General features: G+C 62.7%; 15 protein-coding genes. 11 read left to right on the forward strand and 4 right to left on the reverse strand.

Annotated features, from left to right (window positions below; translation table 11 throughout):
- Positions 1-84 precede the first annotated feature (84 nt).
- Entirely contained in the window at positions 85-708 is a 624-nt protein-coding gene (locus BFN10_RS11440) for a TetR/AcrR family transcriptional regulator (protein WP_071489790.1), read from the reverse strand.
- Between the two features lie 153 nt (positions 709-861).
- Here BFN10_RS11440 and BFN10_RS11445 point away from each other — a divergent pair, with 153 nt between their 5' ends.
- The 8 genes from BFN10_RS11445 (at position 862) to ppnP (ending at position 10,020) form a co-directional block, all read left to right on the forward strand.
- Positions 862-2,640, forward strand: a complete 1,779-nt coding sequence (locus BFN10_RS11445; protein WP_071489791.1) for an acyclic terpene utilization AtuA family protein — start codon at positions 862-864, stop codon at positions 2,638-2,640.
- 13 nt (positions 2,641-2,653) lie between these two features.
- The gene (locus tag BFN10_RS11450; RefSeq protein WP_071489792.1) at positions 2,654-3,526 is read left to right on the forward strand and encodes an SDR family oxidoreductase; all 873 of its coding nucleotides are present in this window, start codon (positions 2,654-2,656) and stop codon (positions 3,524-3,526) included.
- Positions 3,527-3,529: 3 nt separating this feature from the next.
- Positions 3,530-5,146: a geranyl-CoA carboxylase subunit beta gene (atuC, locus tag BFN10_RS11455; protein ID WP_071489793.1), complete on the forward strand. Its 1,617-nt coding sequence runs from the start codon at positions 3,530-3,532 to the stop codon at positions 5,144-5,146.
- A 17-nt stretch (positions 5,147-5,163) separates the two neighbouring features.
- Positions 5,164-6,321 carry a citronellyl-CoA dehydrogenase gene (atuD, locus tag BFN10_RS11460; protein ID WP_071489794.1) on the forward strand — a complete coding sequence of 386 codons (1,158 nt, stop codon included), beginning with the start codon at positions 5,164-5,166 and terminating at the stop codon, positions 6,319-6,321.
- Complete coding sequence (locus BFN10_RS11465; RefSeq protein ID WP_071489795.1) at positions 6,318-7,079, forward strand: enoyl-CoA hydratase/isomerase family protein; 762 nt, start codon at positions 6,318-6,320, stop codon at positions 7,077-7,079. The genes atuD and BFN10_RS11465 overlap by 4 nt, the downstream gene beginning before the upstream one ends.
- A gap of 93 nt (positions 7,080-7,172) precedes the next feature.
- Positions 7,173-9,056, forward strand: coding sequence for an acetyl-CoA carboxylase biotin carboxylase subunit (locus BFN10_RS11470; protein ID WP_071489796.1), 1,884 nt, complete (start codon positions 7,173-7,175; stop codon positions 9,054-9,056).
- Positions 9,057-9,129: 73 nt separating this feature from the next.
- Positions 9,130-9,672, forward strand: coding sequence for a 3'-5' exonuclease (locus tag BFN10_RS11475; protein ID WP_071489797.1), 543 nt, complete (start codon positions 9,130-9,132; stop codon positions 9,670-9,672).
- 63 nt (positions 9,673-9,735) lie between these two features.
- Positions 9,736-10,020, forward strand: a complete 285-nt coding sequence (ppnP, locus tag BFN10_RS11480; protein WP_058424671.1) for a pyrimidine/purine nucleoside phosphorylase — start codon at positions 9,736-9,738, stop codon at positions 10,018-10,020.
- Positions 10,021-10,084: 64 nt separating this feature from the next.
- Here the strand turns inward: ppnP and BFN10_RS11485 are convergent, their stop codons facing one another.
- Both BFN10_RS11485 and BFN10_RS11490 read right to left on the reverse strand, forming a co-directional pair.
- A complete protein-coding gene (locus BFN10_RS11485) occupies positions 10,085-10,891 on the reverse strand; it encodes an MOSC domain-containing protein (protein WP_071489798.1) in 807 nt (268 codons plus the stop codon).
- Positions 10,892-10,930: 39 nt separating this feature from the next.
- A complete protein-coding gene (locus tag BFN10_RS11490) occupies positions 10,931-11,866 on the reverse strand; it encodes a chemotaxis protein CheV (RefSeq protein WP_071489799.1) in 936 nt (311 codons plus the stop codon).
- A 541-nt stretch (positions 11,867-12,407) separates the two neighbouring features.
- On the opposite strand from BFN10_RS11490, the gene BFN10_RS11495 reads away from it, so the two are divergent.
- From BFN10_RS11495 to BFN10_RS11505, 3 genes are all read left to right on the forward strand, one after another.
- A complete protein-coding gene (locus BFN10_RS11495) occupies positions 12,408-12,857 on the forward strand; it encodes a hypothetical protein (RefSeq protein WP_173668591.1) in 450 nt (149 codons plus the stop codon).
- A 368-nt stretch (positions 12,858-13,225) separates the two neighbouring features.
- Entirely contained in the window at positions 13,226-14,119 is an 894-nt protein-coding gene (locus tag BFN10_RS11500; RefSeq protein ID WP_071489800.1) for a sensor histidine kinase, read from the forward strand.
- Positions 14,116-14,775, forward strand: coding sequence for a response regulator transcription factor (locus tag BFN10_RS11505; protein WP_071489801.1), 660 nt, complete (start codon positions 14,116-14,118; stop codon positions 14,773-14,775). Before BFN10_RS11500 ends, BFN10_RS11505 begins: the two co-directional genes overlap by 4 nt.
- On the opposite strand, the gene yegS is transcribed toward BFN10_RS11505, so the two are convergent.
- Entirely contained in the window at positions 14,734-15,654 is a 921-nt protein-coding gene (yegS, locus tag BFN10_RS11510) for a lipid kinase YegS (protein ID WP_071489802.1), read from the reverse strand. The genes BFN10_RS11505 and yegS overlap by 42 nt on opposite strands.
- Between the last annotated feature and the right edge of the window lie 29 nt (positions 15,655-15,683).

A 15,683-nucleotide genomic window follows, 5' to 3' on the forward strand; every position in this document is an offset into this window, starting at 1 on the left:
ACCGTTCAAAAACGCTCATGGCGATAAGCTAGGCGTTTTTGTCTGGAGAGACAACTTTCCAGCGGTAAATTAATAGCTTGCGCCTCAGTCGGCCTTCAAAACCATCAGCAGGGCCTCTTCGGCCAACTGCTCAAGTGTCAGGCTGCCCTCGGCGCGAAACCAGGTGGTGGTCCAGGACAGCGCGCCGGTGAGGAAACGCCGCGTGATGAATACATCACCACGAATGTAGCCCGCGTCCTTGGCCTCCCCCAGCACTTGCAGCCAGAGCGCCTCGTACACGTCGCGCAGGGCCAGCACCTGGGCCTGGCCTTCGGCCGACAACGAACGCCACTCGTACACCAGCACCGCCATGGCCTCGCCGCTGCCGCCCATGATCGACTGCAATTCGCAGCGGATCAGCGCCAGCACGCGTTCGCGCACGTTGCTCGCCTCTTCCAGCGAAGCGCGCATCATCGCCGTGTTGTAGTGGATGGTTTCTTCCATCACTGCCCGCAGGATCTCGTCCTTGCTCTTGAAGTGATGAAAGATGCTGCCGGACTGGATGCCCACGGCGCTGGCCAGGTCGCGCACGGTGGTACGTTCGAAGCCCTTGTTGCGAAACAGATGGGCCGCGGTTTGCAGCAGCTTGCCCCGGGCGCTGTCGGGGTCGGTCAATTGGCCGCCATCGACCATGGTGCGCATGACCCGCAGGGCTTTGTGCTCATCCATGCCTCTCTCCTCTACTTCCACAGACGTCTTGGCCCGCAATTTAGGCCGTGGCGGCCACCCAAGCAAGCGCTTGGCTGAAACTTGTATCCGCAGTTTACAAACCAAGCGCTTGCTTGGTAGTCTCGACCCCAGCCATTCGAGGAAGGATTTCTCATGAGCAAGACGGTTCGTATCGGCTGTGCCAGCGCCTTCTGGGGCGACACCTGCACCGCCGCCGCCCAACTGGTGCAAGGCGGCAAGCTGGATTACCTGGTGTTCGACTACCTGGCGGAAGTCACGATGTCGATCCTGGCCGGTGCGCGGATGAAAGATCCCCAGGCCGGCTACGCCACGGATTTCGTCGACGTGCTCACGCCGCTGCTGGCGGATATCCAGCACCAGGGCATTCGCGTGATCAGCAACGCCGGTGGCATCAACCCCCAGGCCTGCGCCGCCGCCCTGCAAGCCGCCTGCGACAAGGCCGGTATCCCCCTTAAAATCGCCGTGCTGCTGGGCGACGACCTGCAACCCCAGCTCAAACACCTGCACGGCATCACCGACATGTTCAACGGTGCGCCGTTGCCGCCGCTGTGCGTGTCCGCCAACGCCTACCTGGGCGCGCCGGGCATCACCCAGGCGCTGAAGCTGGGCGCGGATATCGTCATCACCGGCCGCGTGGTGGACAGCGCAGTAGTCAGCGCGGCGCTGGTGCATGAATTCGACTGGTCCTGGCAGGATTACGACCGCCTCGCCCAGGCCGCACTGGCCGGGCATATCATCGAATGCGGCGCGCAGTGCACCGGCGGTAACTTCACCGATTGGCGCGACGTGCCGGACTACGAGCACATCGGCTTTCCCATCGTCGACGTCAGCGCCGACGGCCAATTCACTGTCAACAAGGTCGACGGCACAGGCGGGCTGATCAGCGAACTCAGCGTCGCCGAGCAACTGCTGTATGAAATCGGCGACCCGCATGCCTACCTGTTGCCCGATGTGATCTGCGACTTCAGCCAGGTCAAATTGCAGCAGCAAGGCAAACACCAGGTACGCCTGCACGGCGCCAAGGGCTTGCCGCCCACCGATCAATACAAGGTCAGCGCCACTTACCCGGACGGTTTTCGCTGCACCGCCAGTTGCCTGATCGCCGGCATTGATGCGGTCGCCAAGGCCGAGCGGGTCAGCCAGGCGATCATCAACAAGACCTCGGAGCTGTTCCGCCAGCGCGGCTGGGCACCTTACACCGAAGTGAATATCGAACTGCTCGGCAGCGAAGCCACCTACGGCGCCCACGCCAGGCGCCAGGACTGTCGCGAAGTGGTGGTGAAACTGGCGGTGCGCCACCCCAACAAACCAGCACTGGTGCTGTTCGCCCGCGAGATTGCCCAGGCCGCGACCGGCATGGCACCGGGCCTGACCGGCATCGTCGGCGGGCGGCCGACGGTGTACCCGTTGATCCGACTGTTTTCGTTCCTGATCGATAAAACGGCCTGTGACGGGGTGATCGACTTCCAGGGCGCACGCCACCCCTGCGCACTGCCACCTGCCGACGCCCCGCGCCTGCCCGATGCGTCCATCGATCCGCCCAAGCCCCAAGGCCGCGCCGACGCCAGCGTGCCGTTGGTGAAACTGGCCGTGGCGCGCTCCGGAGACAAGGGCAACCACAGCAATATCGGCGTGATCGCCCGCCACCCCGATTACCTGCCATGGATCGCCGAAGCACTCACCCCGCAGGTGATCGTCGACTGGATGGGCCATCTGCTCGACCCCGTGCACGGCCGTGTCGAGCGCTGGTATCTGCCCGGCAGCCACAGCCTCAACTTCCTGCTGGAAAACGCCCTGGGCGGCGGTGGCATCGCCAGCCTGCGCATCGACCCGCAGGGCAAAGCCTTCGCCCAGCAACTGCTGGAGATCCCGATTGCCGTGCCGCAACACATTGCCGATCAACTCGCCTAACAGGAGCATTGCCGTGGCCTTCGACTCGATCTTCAAAGCCGACCTGTTCCAGGGGCAAACCGTGATGGTCACCGGCGGCGGCAGTGGCATTGGCCGCTGCACCGCCCATGAATTGGCGGCGCTGGGTGCCCAGGTGATCCTGGTGGGACGCAAGCCGGACAAGCTGCAGAACGTCGCGGCGGAAATCGCTGAAGACGGTGGCCTCGCCCATTGGCAGGCCTGCGATATTCGCGATGAAGAGGCGGTGAAGGCACTGGTCGGCCAGGTCCTGAATGACCACGGCGCTATCCATGGCCTGGTCAACAATGCAGGCGGCCAGTACCCCTCACCACTGGCCGCAATCAACCAGAAAGGTTTCGAAACCGTACTGCGCACCAACCTGGTCGGCGGTTTCCTGATGGCGCGGGAAGTGTTCAACCAATCCATGAGCAAGCACGGCGGCGCCATCGTCAACATGCTCGCCGACATGTGGGGCGGCATGCCCGGCATGGGTCACTCGGGGGCAGCACGTTCGGGCATGGACAACTTCACCAAGACCGCCGCCTTCGAGTGGGGCTATGCCGGCGTCCGGGTCAACGCCGTGGCGCCGGGCTGGATCGCCTCCAGCGGCATGGACACCTACGAAGGCGCGTTCAAGGCGGTGATTCCCACGCTGCGCGAACATGTGCCGCTCAAGCGTATCGGCACCGAATCGGAAGTCAGCGCGGCCATCGTGTTCCTGCTCAGCCCGGCCGCTGCCTTTATCAGCGGCAGCACACTGCGTATCGACGGTGCCGCCAGCCTGGGCAGTCGTGCCTGGCCGTTGCACAAGGCGCAGGCGCCGAGCGAACCCTTCAATGGCTTCCACCGCGCCTACCTGCCCGATGTGCTCAAGGCGGGGCAATAGACCATGCCGGTGATTGAATCCCTGATCGACGCCCACAGCGCCCCATTCGCGCAAAACCGCGAGGCCATGTTGGCCGCCATCGCCCAGCTGCGGCAGTTGGAAGACACCCTGTTGAGCAAGGCACAGGACGCCAAGCCCAAGTTCGACAAGCGCGGCCAACTGCTGCCCCGCGAGCGCCTCAACCTACTGCTGGACCCCGGCGCGCCGTTCCTGGAACTGGCCAGCCTGGCCGGCTACAAGCTGCACGACGACAAGGACGGCAGCGCCGCCGGAGGCGGGTTGATCGCCGGCATCGGCTACGTCAGCGGCGTGCGCGTGCTGGTGGTGGCCAATAACAGCGCGATCAAGGGCGGCACCATTTCCCCCACCGGCCTGAAGAAATCCCTGCGCCTGCAACAGATCGCCCTGGAGAACAAACTGCCGGTGGTGACCCTCGCCGAAAGCGGCGGCGCCAACCTCAACTATGCCGCCGAGATATTCGTCGAAGGTGCGCGCAGCTTCGCCAACCAGGCGCGCATGTCGGCCATGGGCCTGCCGCAGATCACCGTGGTGCATGGCTCGGCCACGGCCGGCGGCGCCTATCAGCCGGGGCTGTCGGATTACGTGGTGGTGGTGCGCGGTCGGGCCAAACTGTTCCTCGCCGGCCCGCCGCTGCTTAAAGCCGCGACCGGCGAAGTGGCGACCGATGAAGAACTGGGCGGTGCCCAGATGCACGCACAAACCGCCGGCACCGCCGAGTACCTGGCGGAAAACGATGCGGACGGCGTGCGCATCGCGCGCGAAATCGTCAGCCTGTTGCCGTGGAATGATCGCCTTCCACAGGCGCCGAAACGTGCCTACGCAGAACCGCTGTACCCCATCGAAGAGCTGCTGGGCCTGATCCCGGACGACCCGAAAAAGCCCTACGACGTCCGTGAAATCCTCGCGCGACTGGCCGACGGCTCGCGCTTTCTCGACTTCAAGGGCGAATTCGACGCCCACACCGTCTGCGGCCACGTGCACATCCAGGGCCGCGCCGTGGGCGTGATCGGCAACAACGGTCCTATTACACCGAAGGGCGCGAGCAAGGCCGCGCAATTTATCCAACTGTGCGACCAGAGCCGCACACCGCTGCTGTTCCTGCACAACACCACCGGTTTCATGGTGGGCACCGAGTCGGAACAACAAGGCGTGATCAAGCACGGTGCGAAGATGATCCAGGCCGTGGCCAACGCGCGGGTGCCTAAACTGACCATTGTGGTCGGCGGCTCCTACGGCGCGGGCAACTACGCGATGTGCGGCCGTGGCCTGGACCCGCGCTTTATCTTCGCCTGGCCCAACAGCCGCACGGCAGTGATGGGCGGTGCCCAGGCGGGCAAAGTCCTGCGAATTGTCACTGAGGCCAAGCAAATGAAGGATGGCCTGGTGCCGGATCCCAAGGTGCTGGACATGCTGGAACAGGTCACCGCACAGAAGCTCGACAGCCAGTCCACCGCGCTCTACGGCAGCGCGAACCTGTGGGATGACGGGCTGATTGACCCTCGGGATACACGGACCTTGCTCGGTTTTCTGCTGGATATCTGTCATGAGGCTGAGGTGCGGCCATTGCAGCCCAACACCTTTGGTGTGGCGCGTTTCTAATCAGGAGAACAATAAAAATGATCTTCACCCAGGAACACCAGGAACTGCGCCGCACCGTCCGCGCCTTCGTCGACCGCGAGATCAACCCCCATGTGGACGAATGGGAAAAGGCCGGGCGCTTTCCCATCCACGACATTTTCCGCAAGGCCGGCGACCTCGGCCTGCTGGGCATTTCCAAGCCGGAGAAATTCGGCGGCATGGGCCTGGACTATAGCTATTCCATTGTCGCCGCCGAGGAGTTCGGCACCATCCGTTGCGGCGGTATCCCCATGTCTATCGGCGTGCAGACCGATATGTGCACCCCCGCCCTTGCCCGCTTCGGCAGCGATGAACTGCGCGACGAATTCCTGCGCCCGGCCATCAGCGGCGAGCAGGTCGGCTGCATCGGCGTCTCGGAAACCGGCGCCGGCTCCGATGTGGCCGGGTTGAAGACCCATGCGCGCAAGGACGGCGACGACTACGTGATCAACGGCAGCAAGATGTGGATCACCAACTCACCCAGCGCCGACTTCATTTGCCTGCTGGCCAATACCTCCGACGACAAGCCGCACATCAACAAGTCGCTGATCATGGTGCCGATGAACACCCCCGGCATCAGCGTCAGCCCGCCCCTGGAAAAGCTCGGCATGCACAGCTCCGAGACCGCCCAGGTGTTCTTCGACGGCGTGCGCGTGCCGCAACGCAACCGCATCGGCCACGAAGGTGCGGGGTTCATGATGCAGATGCTGCAGTTCCAGGAAGAACGCCTGTTTGGCGCGGCCAATATGATCAAGGGCCTGGAGCATTGCATCGACAGCACCATCGAGTACTGCAAGCAGCGCCAGACCTTCGGCAAGGCGCTGATCGACAACCAGGTCATCCACTTTCGCCTCGCTGAGCTCGCCACCGAAATCGAATGCCTGCGCGCGCTGGTCTACCAGGCCACCGAGCAGTACATCAGAGGCCAGGACGTGACCCGCCTGGCGTCCATGGCCAAGCTCAAGGCCGGGCGCCTGGGCCGCGAAGTCAGCGACAGTTGCCTGCAATACTGGGGCGGCATGGGCTTCATGTGGGACAACCCCGTGGCCCGCGCCTATCGCGACGTGCGGCTGGTGTCGATCGGCGGCGGCGCCGACGAAATCATGCTGGGCATCATCTGCAAGTTGATGGGCACCTTGCCGGGGAAAAAGCCATGAACACCTTGTTGCTCGAACCCCACAACGGCGTGCTGCACATCACCCTCAACCGGCCCGACTGCCGCAATGCGATGAGCCTGGAAATGGTCAATGAATTGCGCACGGTGCTATCGCAGTTGGACATCCAGACGCGCGCGGTAGTGATCAGCGGCGCGGGCGGACATTTCTGCGCCGGGGCGGATGTGAAGGACCTGGTCACCGCAGGCCATCAACTGCAGGCGCTGAACCGCGCATTTGGCACCTTGCTGCAGGAAGTGCAAGCGCTGTCGCAAGTGGTGATCGTGGTGCTGCAAGGCGCGGTGCTGGGCGGTGGATTTGGGTTGGCGTGCGTGAGCGATATCGCCATCGCCGATCACCAGGCGCAATTCGGCTTGCCGGAGACCAGCCTGGGCTTGCTGCCCGCGCAGATTGCGCCGTTCGTGGTCAAGCGCATCGGGCTGACCCAGGCGCGGCGGCTGGCGCTGACAGCGGCACGGTTTGACGGGCTTGAGGCTGAGCGGCTGGGGGTGGTGCACTTTACCGAGCGCGACCCGCAGGCGTTGGCGCAGCGGTTGGATGAGGTGCTGGGGCAGGTGCTCACGTGCGCGCCGGCGGCGAATGGGCGGACTAAAGCGCTGTTGCTGGCCAGTGTGGATGAGCCGCTGGAGGCGGTGCTGGATCGGGGCGCGCAGTGGTTTGCCGAAGCGGTGCGCAGTGACGAAGGGCTTGAAGGAACGCAGGCGTTTGTGCAGAAAAGAAAGCCTCGGTGGTGCAAATAACGCCATCGGGGGCAAGCCCTCTCCCACACTGTGGGAGGGGGCTTGCCCCCGATGAGGTCCGATCAAACACCCCATCAGCCAAGGGATAAACCCATGCCCGCCTTCAACAAAATCCTGATCGCCAACCGCGGCGAAATCGCCTGCCGCCTCCAGCGCACCGCCCAAGCCCTGGGCTACCGCACCGTCGCCGTCTACAGCGATGCCGACGCCCAGGCCCTGCATGTGCAGATGGCCGACGAAGCCGTCAATATCGGCCCCGCCCCGGTACAACAGTCGTACCTCAATATCGAGGCGATCCTCGCCGCCGCCAGACTCACCGGCGCCGATGCGATCCACCCCGGCTACGGTTTCCTCTCGGAAAACCCCGGCTTCGCCCGCGCCTGCCAACACGCCGGCCTGACCTTCATCGGGCCCAGCGTCGAGGCCATCGAACTGATGGGCAGCAAACGCCTGTCCAAACTCGCCATGCTCGACGCCGGCGTGCCGTGCATTGCCGGCTATCAGGGCAGTGCCCAGGACGACAACACGCTGCAACAGGAAGCTGAACGCATCGGCTACCCATTGATGATCAAGGCCAGCGCCGGCGGCGGCGGTCGCGGCATGCGCCTGGTGCACCAACCCGAAGCCCTGCTGGACAACCTGCACACCGCCCGCTCGGAAGCCAAAAATGCCTTTGGCAGCGATGAACTGATTCTTGAGCAAGCGCTGATCGAGCCGCGCCACGTCGAGATCCAGTTGTTCGGCGACAGCCACGGCCACTTGATCTACCTCGGCGAACGCGACTGCTCGGTCCAGCGCCGCCACCAGAAAGTCATCGAGGAAGCCCCCTGCCCCATCATGACGCCCGAGTTGCGCCAGGCCATGGGCGAAGCCGCATTGAAGGCCGGGCGTGCGGTGAATTACGTGGGCGCCGGTACCGTAGAGTTCCTGCTCGACCGCAATGGCCGGTTCTACTTTCTGGAAATGAACACCCGCCTGCAGGTGGAACACCCGGTCACCGAGCTGATCACCGGCCTCGATCTGGTGGATTGGCAACTGCAGATCGCCGCCGGGCAGGCGCTGCCGCTGACCCAGGCGGACGTGACCCTGAGCGGCCATGCCATGGAAGTGCGCCTGTACGCCGAAGACCCGGCCCAGGGTTTCCTGCCGCAAACCGGCGAGGTGCTGCGCTGGGAACCGGCGACCGGCGTGCGCATCGACCATGGCGTGATACAAGGTCAACGTATCAGCCCGTTCTACGACCCAATGCTGGGCAAACTCATCGCCCACGGCGCCACCCGCGAAGAGGCGCGGCGCAAACTGCTGCGGGCGGTGGAAGACACGCTGTTGCTGGGCGTCGCCACCAATCAGCAACTGTTGGCTGATTTGCTCAAGCATCCGGCGTTTATCAACGGCGATTTCAGCACCGGGTTTATCGCCGAGCACTTCAGCGAGATCCCACGCCAGCCTGTATCGAGCGAACAGCTAGCCCTGGCCGCTGCGCTGTTCTACACCCACAGTGCCGAGCAACATCCCCACGGTTTGTCGGGCTGGCGCAACACCGCGAGTAGCCCTTGCACCTATCGGCTTGAGGTCAATGGCGAAATCCACACCGTCAGCACCGCCCCCCTGCTGCTCAGCGCCGACGGCCGCCACGCCACCCTGGTGCTCAACGGCATCCGCCGGCGCATGGCCTATCACCTCGACGGCGACCAACTGTGGTTGCCCGGCCTGTGCGTGACCAACCGCACGCAGCAAGTGGCCAGCCGCCAGGCCGATGCCAGCAGCGGCACGGTGAAGGCGCCGATGGACGGTGCCATCGTCGATGTGCGGGTCAGCACCGGTGACAGCGTCACCAAGGGCCAACTGCTGCTGGTGCTCGAAGCCATGAAAATGGAGCATCCGCTGACTGCCGGCATCGACGGTGTGATCAAAGGCGTGCAGGTGAGCGCCGGTGATCAGGTGCACAATCGTCAGGTGTTACTCGAGATCGTCTAGCCCCTAGGCGGAACTACAGGGCCGGGCTACGCTCTACCCCCAACAGAAAGGGAAGAGTACGGGAACCTGCGCGATGCCCCATTGGCTGATTATTGACCTTGAAGCCACAACGGATGAAGGCGGCTGGCCCGTGACGGAGATGGAAGTCATCGAGATCGGCGCAAGCCTGGTCAACCGCCAGGGCCGCGAGCTGGATCACTTCCAGCGTTTTGTGCGGCCGCTGCGCCGTCCCTTGCTGACGCCTTTTTGCCGTCAGTTGACCCACATCACCCAGGCCAACATCGACGGCGCGGTGCCGATCACCGACGTATGGCCGCTGTTCGAGCGCTGGCTGGGCCAACACCAGGCGCGCCTGGAAGGCTGGGCCAGTTGGGGCGATTACGATCGCAGGCAGCTGGAGCTGGAATGGCAGCGCCATGGCCTGGCCAGCGCACTCGCCACCACGCCCCATGTGAACCTCAAGCAGCGCTTCGCCAAGGCCCGGCGCCTGGACAAGCCCCTGGGGCTCAACGGTGCCCTGCAATTGGCGGGGATGCAGTTCCATGGCCAGCAGCATCGGGCGCTGGAAGATGCACGCAACACCGCGCGCCTGCTGCCACTGATTCTGCCGGTCTAGGCAGCTTCCCTGCCCTTGGGCATACTGGCCGACCTTTCCAGACCCTTTTCCGAGGAATCGCCCATGTTCAAAGTCAACGAGTACTTCGACGGCACCGTCAAGTCGATCGCCTTCGGCACCGCAGAAGGTCCGGCGACCATCGGCGTCATGGCCCCGGGCGAATACGAATTCGGCACCGCCCAGCGTGAAATCATGCACGTGGTGTCCGGCGCCCTGACCGTCAAGCTGCCTGACGCCAGCGACTGGGAAACCTTCGCCGCCGGCAGCCAGTTCAACGTGCCGGCCAACAGCAAGTTCCAACTCAAGGTCGCCGTGGACACCGCTTACCTGTGCGAATACCGCGGCTAAGGGTTTCCCGGAAACAAAAAATGCCCGTTTCCTGAGAGACGGGCATTTTTATTCGCGTCGAACACTATTCGAGAATGGTCACCGGCATCCCGACTTCCAGGCGGCCAATGCCATCGTTGACCAGGTTCTGGCCGAAAATCGCGCCATTTTCAGTCTTGCGATAGGTCTCCAGCGTCGCGAAGGGTTCACGGTCGGCACTGCGTTCGCCGGTCTGCGGGTCGATGGTGGTGAGGATGCAGCGCGAGCAGGGCTTGACCGCACGGAATTCCACATCGCCGATGCGCAGGCGCTTCCAGTTATCTTCGGCGAAGGCGGCGCTGCCTTCGATCACCAGGTTGGGGCGAAACCGCAGCATCTCCATAGGCCGGCCGATGCGTTGCGAAAGGTCGTCCAGCGAAGCCTGGCCGATCACCAGCAGCGGGTAGCCATCGGCAAATGCGACCTGATCATCGTCCCTGCCATAACCGGCTTCGGTGGTGCGGGCGCGTTCGAGGGGGATCTGCACCAGCCGCGTCGGCTTGCCGATAAAGTCACTGACCCAGGCCGCTGCCGCGTCGCCCGCGTCCGGCACCCGCAGGGTGTCGCGCCAGATGGTCACGCCGCGCAACTCGGCATTACCGCCCGGCAGTGCGACATCCAGCGGCGGGTAACCGGGCGAACTCAAGGTGAGCCCGCCTTTGCTGTTCCACAATGCCGACAATTGGCTCATCCTGGCCACGGCGCGTTGCGTGAGGAAGCGCCCACTGGCTTCATCCACCAGCATCCAGCGTCGATCCCCGTCCACCCCGAGCTTATCCAGGCCGACCTGCTGCAATATCTCGGCCTTGCCGGACTTCAAAGGGTAACGGTACAACGCGCTGAGACGAAGCATGGGCCTGCATTCCTGAGGGGCAAAGCCATAACCCTAAGGTCAAGCAGGCACTTCGTCCAGCATCAGACGCTGACGGACCACGTCCACCAGCTTGTCGGGCTGGAACTTGGACAGGAAATTGTCGCAGCCGACCTTCTTCACCATCGACTCGTTGAAGCTGCCCGACAGCGAGGTGTGCAATACCACGTAAAGACTGCGCAAACGCGGGTCATTGCGGATCTCGGTGGTGAGACGATAACCGTCCATCTCGGGCATTTCGGCGTCGGTAAAGATCATCAGCAACTTGTCGGTCATCACATTCCCGGCGTCGGCCCAGGCCTTGAGCATGTTCAAGGCCTTGAGGCCGTCACTGGCGATGTGCATCTTCACGCCCAACTGGCCGAGGGTGTCGCGCAATTGAGACAGGGCTACGTTGGAATCATCCACCAGCAGCACTTCGCGGCCACGGGCACGCTCCAGCACCGGGTCTTCGAGTTTCTCGCGGGAAACCTTGGCGTTGTACGGCACGATCTCGGCCAGGACTTTTTCCACATCGATGATTTCCACCAACTGGTCGTCGACCTTGCTGATGGCGGTGAGGTAATGCTGGCGCCCGGCACTGGTCGGTGGCGGCAGGATGGCCTCCCAGTTCATGTTGACGATGCGGTCCACACCGCCCACCAGGAAGGCCTGCACCGAGCGGTTGTACTCAGTGACGATGATGGTGCTGTTGGGGCCCGGCACCAGCGGGCGCATGCCGATGGCCTGGGACAGGTCGATCACCGGCAGGGTCTGGCCACGCAGGTTGACCACGCCGCATACAAACGGGTGGCGCTGGGGCATCAGGGTCAACTTGGGCAGTTGCAGCACTTCCTGCACCTTGAACACGTTGATCGCGAACAGTTGGCGCCCCGCCAGGCGGAACATGAGGATCTCCAGGCGATTCTCACCCACCAGTTGCGTGCGTTGATCTACCGTGTCGAGAATGCCGGCCATTAAAAGCTCCTGATGCGCTAAGGAATTTGTGCGGTTCACATAACGTGGGTTATCGGCGGCGAGTGCCAGACCTTGACCCCTGTAAAATGCCACGTAAATTCATTGATGTCACACTGACATCATGCTTTACTGCGCTGGCCTCTCCGTATGGCAATAAAGCGACGTTGCGCGACATTCAATTCGACGCAAGGTTCCGCTATGTAAGGGATTCCCCTACACGCAATCAGGCCCAACCTGATATTCGCAATATCTAATAGCCATTAATGTGACGCCATTCTCAATGCATGAATGGAGTCAGGCTTTTGTTTGCCATCCCAAGCCCTCGGCCCACGGGCCTTCCAGACATACAGATGTCGGCAATCGAAGGTACGCAATTGACCCCGCTCATGAGGGCAGCGCACAGCCGTTGCCGTCACTCTAATAAACGTCCTACTAAAAACTCAGAAGCCACCTACAGGTCCCAGTCATATTTCGGCGCTATTTTTAAGCCATTCACCCGGTGCGACATCTCATCACCCGACCTCATGTTGTGGAGACTTGTATGATGAACAGCGCAAATGAATGGCAGACCACACTTCCCGAGTTCCTGCTTGAAGCAGAAACGCTGCTGGCCAAGTCGCAAGAGTGCCTAAACCATCTGCATCTGATTCGTGACGACAGCGATGCCATCGACTGCATGAAGGCCAGCCTGGCCACACTCGCCGAAAAGGCCGACAGCCTGGCCCTGCAGGTGATCAGCGAATTCTCCCGGCATATCCAGTACGTGATCGCCAATGCGGCAAGCCCGATGCAACTGCATGACCAGGCGTTGGATGCACTGCACGCGTGCCTGACGTTGCTCGCGTGGCAACTGGAATTGATCGATGTGCGCACCGGCGAACTGAGTATGGACGAGAGTGAGCAGGCGACATTGATTGCAACCGTCACGCTTCAGATCCCGCAGAAGGATTTCACTTATAAACCGCAGCAGCGTGTACACCACGCCTCTTGAATGGATACCAAGTCGTATTCGAACCTGAAGTTATCCAAAAACGACACGGCTATTAATTGGCTGGAATTGAACCGCGCACACGAAGATATCAATTAGCTATTAACGGTAATAACGATACAACCAAACAGAAATAATATAACTCCCCACTTCATGAACTCTGGGAATACCGCCCGGAGTATTTGCGCGGTCAATAATCCGGTAAGGCACGGCACCAGGCGACCAACGGTAATAGTGGTGGTACTATGCCCCGCTCGAAGTGACTCAACTTCATCATGCATACAAACGATTCGATAACGCATCCCAAACAGAGCCCCGTCAGCCCCAGTGACCGGGCTTCCCGCAGCGCACCCTCATTGGCTCCATCCGCTATGTACGCCAGCCTCAAGACACTCATCGCAAGATCCGCGTCCCGCAGCAATGCACGCCGCTTGATCCTCGCCCTGTGCCTTGGCTCGCTGCTGCTGAGCCTGTGGGCCTATGCCAGTTCAGAACCGCTGCCGTTGCTGGTGATTGTGCTTAATCTGGCCACTCTCGTAGTGGTCGGCCTGCAACAATGGCGTTCACGCAAGTCCATCAAGTTCCAGCCCCAGGAACTGGCCGATCGCCTGTTGCAGGTACAGGAAAACGAACGCCATCGCCTCAGCCGTGAACTGCACGACGATATCGGCCAACTGCTCACTGCGGCCAAGCTGCAAAGCGAATGGCTCAAGCGTCGCCTGCCCGACGACCTGCAAAGCCAATGCACGGTGCTGTGCAACACCCTGAACGAAACCCTGGCCAAGGTGCGTGACGTTTCCGCCATCCTCAACCCTCGTCAGCTGGCCAGCCTGGGCCTGGAAGCCAGCCTGCGCGCGCACCTGCTCAAGACCCTGGAAAACACGCCGATTCACTGGAGCCTGGAATGCCAGCAACGGCTGACCGGAATCCCGGAAGAAATGGCGGTGGCGGCCTTCCGCATCACCCAGGAAGCGGTGACCAACATGCTGCGCCACGCCCAGGCGCAGAACCTGCTGGTACGCCTGCAACGTTTGCCCGAAGGCCTGTCGCTGACTATCCGCGATGACGGCCAGGGGTTTTCACCGGCCGTCAATCCCGGCCTGGAAGGCCAACGGGGCATGGCCGGCATGTCCGAGCGGATAGATCAGCTTGGCGGTACGTTGTCCGTCAGCAGCCAGCCAGGCAAAGGGACACGGATCGAAGCGCTTTTCCCCTGGGCGCCCCGCGCCCTCGAACGGGCCAGTTCCCCTAAGGTTCTCGAGTGAGCTGCAAATTACTCCTGGTGGATGACCATGCACTGATCCGGGCCGGCGTACGCGCGCTGGTCCAGGACATTCCCGGCTACACGGTGATCGGCGAAGCCAGCGATGGCGAGCAGTTGCTGGAGCAGTTCAGCGCCCTGCTGCCGGATATCGTGCTGCTGGACCTGTCGATGAAGCACACCGGCGGCCTGGACGCCTTGCAGCAGCTCAAGCGCGCCTACCCCAAGAGCAAAGTGCTGATCCTGTCGATGCACACCGACCCGGAACTGATCATGTGCGCGCTGGAGTCCGGCGCCCATGGCTACCTGCTCAAGGACACCACCGCCAACGAGTTGGAACACGCGCTGCTGGCCTTGCGCAACAACGAGCGCTACCTGAGCCCGGCGATCGCCCACACCGTGATCAACCAGGCGCTGGTGCGCAGCCAGGGGCCCACCACTCCCGCCGGCCACAGCCACAACCTCACGGCGCGGCAGTTGGAAATCCTGCGCCTGATCGTGCGCGGCAAGTCCACCCGGGAAATCGCCCACGGCCTGGGCCTGAGCATCAAGACCGTGGAAGCCCACCGCTCGCAAATCATGAAGCGCCTGCAGATTTTCGACGTGGCCGGCCTGGTGCTATTCGCGGTGCGCGAGCAGATCATCAGCCTGGACGACTAGCGGCGACCCCACCGGCAAGTGCACGCGCAAGGCCTTGGGCAAGGCCTGGAAGTGCAGGTCATCGCCCTGCAGCGGCTCGCCATCCAGGTTGATATACAGGCCCTGTGCAACCTTGATGTTCACCCACGGCAGGCGCGCCCGGACGAACATGGTGTCCAGGCCCCAGCCGTTGTTCATCAACTCTCGCAAGGTGCCAACCACTTCCTGGGGCGCCGGCAGGATGCTGACGTCCAGCAGGCCATCGTCGGCCATGGCGCCTGGGCATAGCTCATGCCCACCGCCTGCCTGGCGACCGTTGCCAATGCCCAGCGCGAGCAACTCGCCTTTCCAATGAAAATCAGGGCCATCCAGCTCGGCGTAGGCAGCCTTCAACTCGCTGAACCGCGTCAAACCGGTGAACAGGTAGGCGGCGCCACCCAGGACTTTTTTCAAATCTTCGGAGGTGTTGGCGGTGACCTGGCTGCCGAAACCGCCGGTGGCCATATTGAGGAAGATCTGCCCACCGACCTGGCCCAGGTCTATGGCCCTGGGTGGCACGTCCAGCAGCGCCAGGGCCTGGTCAGGCTCCAACGGCACGCCGGCAGCCTTGGCGAAATCGTTGGCGGTGCCCAGGGGCATCAGCACCAGGCTGGCGTCGGTCTTGGCCTGGGCCATGGCTTCGGCTACATCGCGCAGGGTGCCATCGCCGCCACCGGCGATAATGTGGGTGTAGCCGTCAGCCAGGGCTTCGTTGACCAGGCGCTGGGCGTCGCCGCCTTCCCAGGTGACCCGTACTGCCAACTCCCCACCCTGCTCGCGCCGGGCCTTCACGGCAGCGCGCACGTCCTCGTTGAGGGCTTGCTTGCCGTGGAGGATCAACAGTGCCTTGGGGCTGGTCATAGCGGGCTTACTCCTGGATTCAAAGGTGC

Source organism: Pseudomonas extremorientalis, assembly GCF_001870465.1.
GTDB classification, from domain to species: Bacteria; Pseudomonadota; Gammaproteobacteria; order Pseudomonadales; family Pseudomonadaceae; genus Aquipseudomonas; species Aquipseudomonas extremorientalis.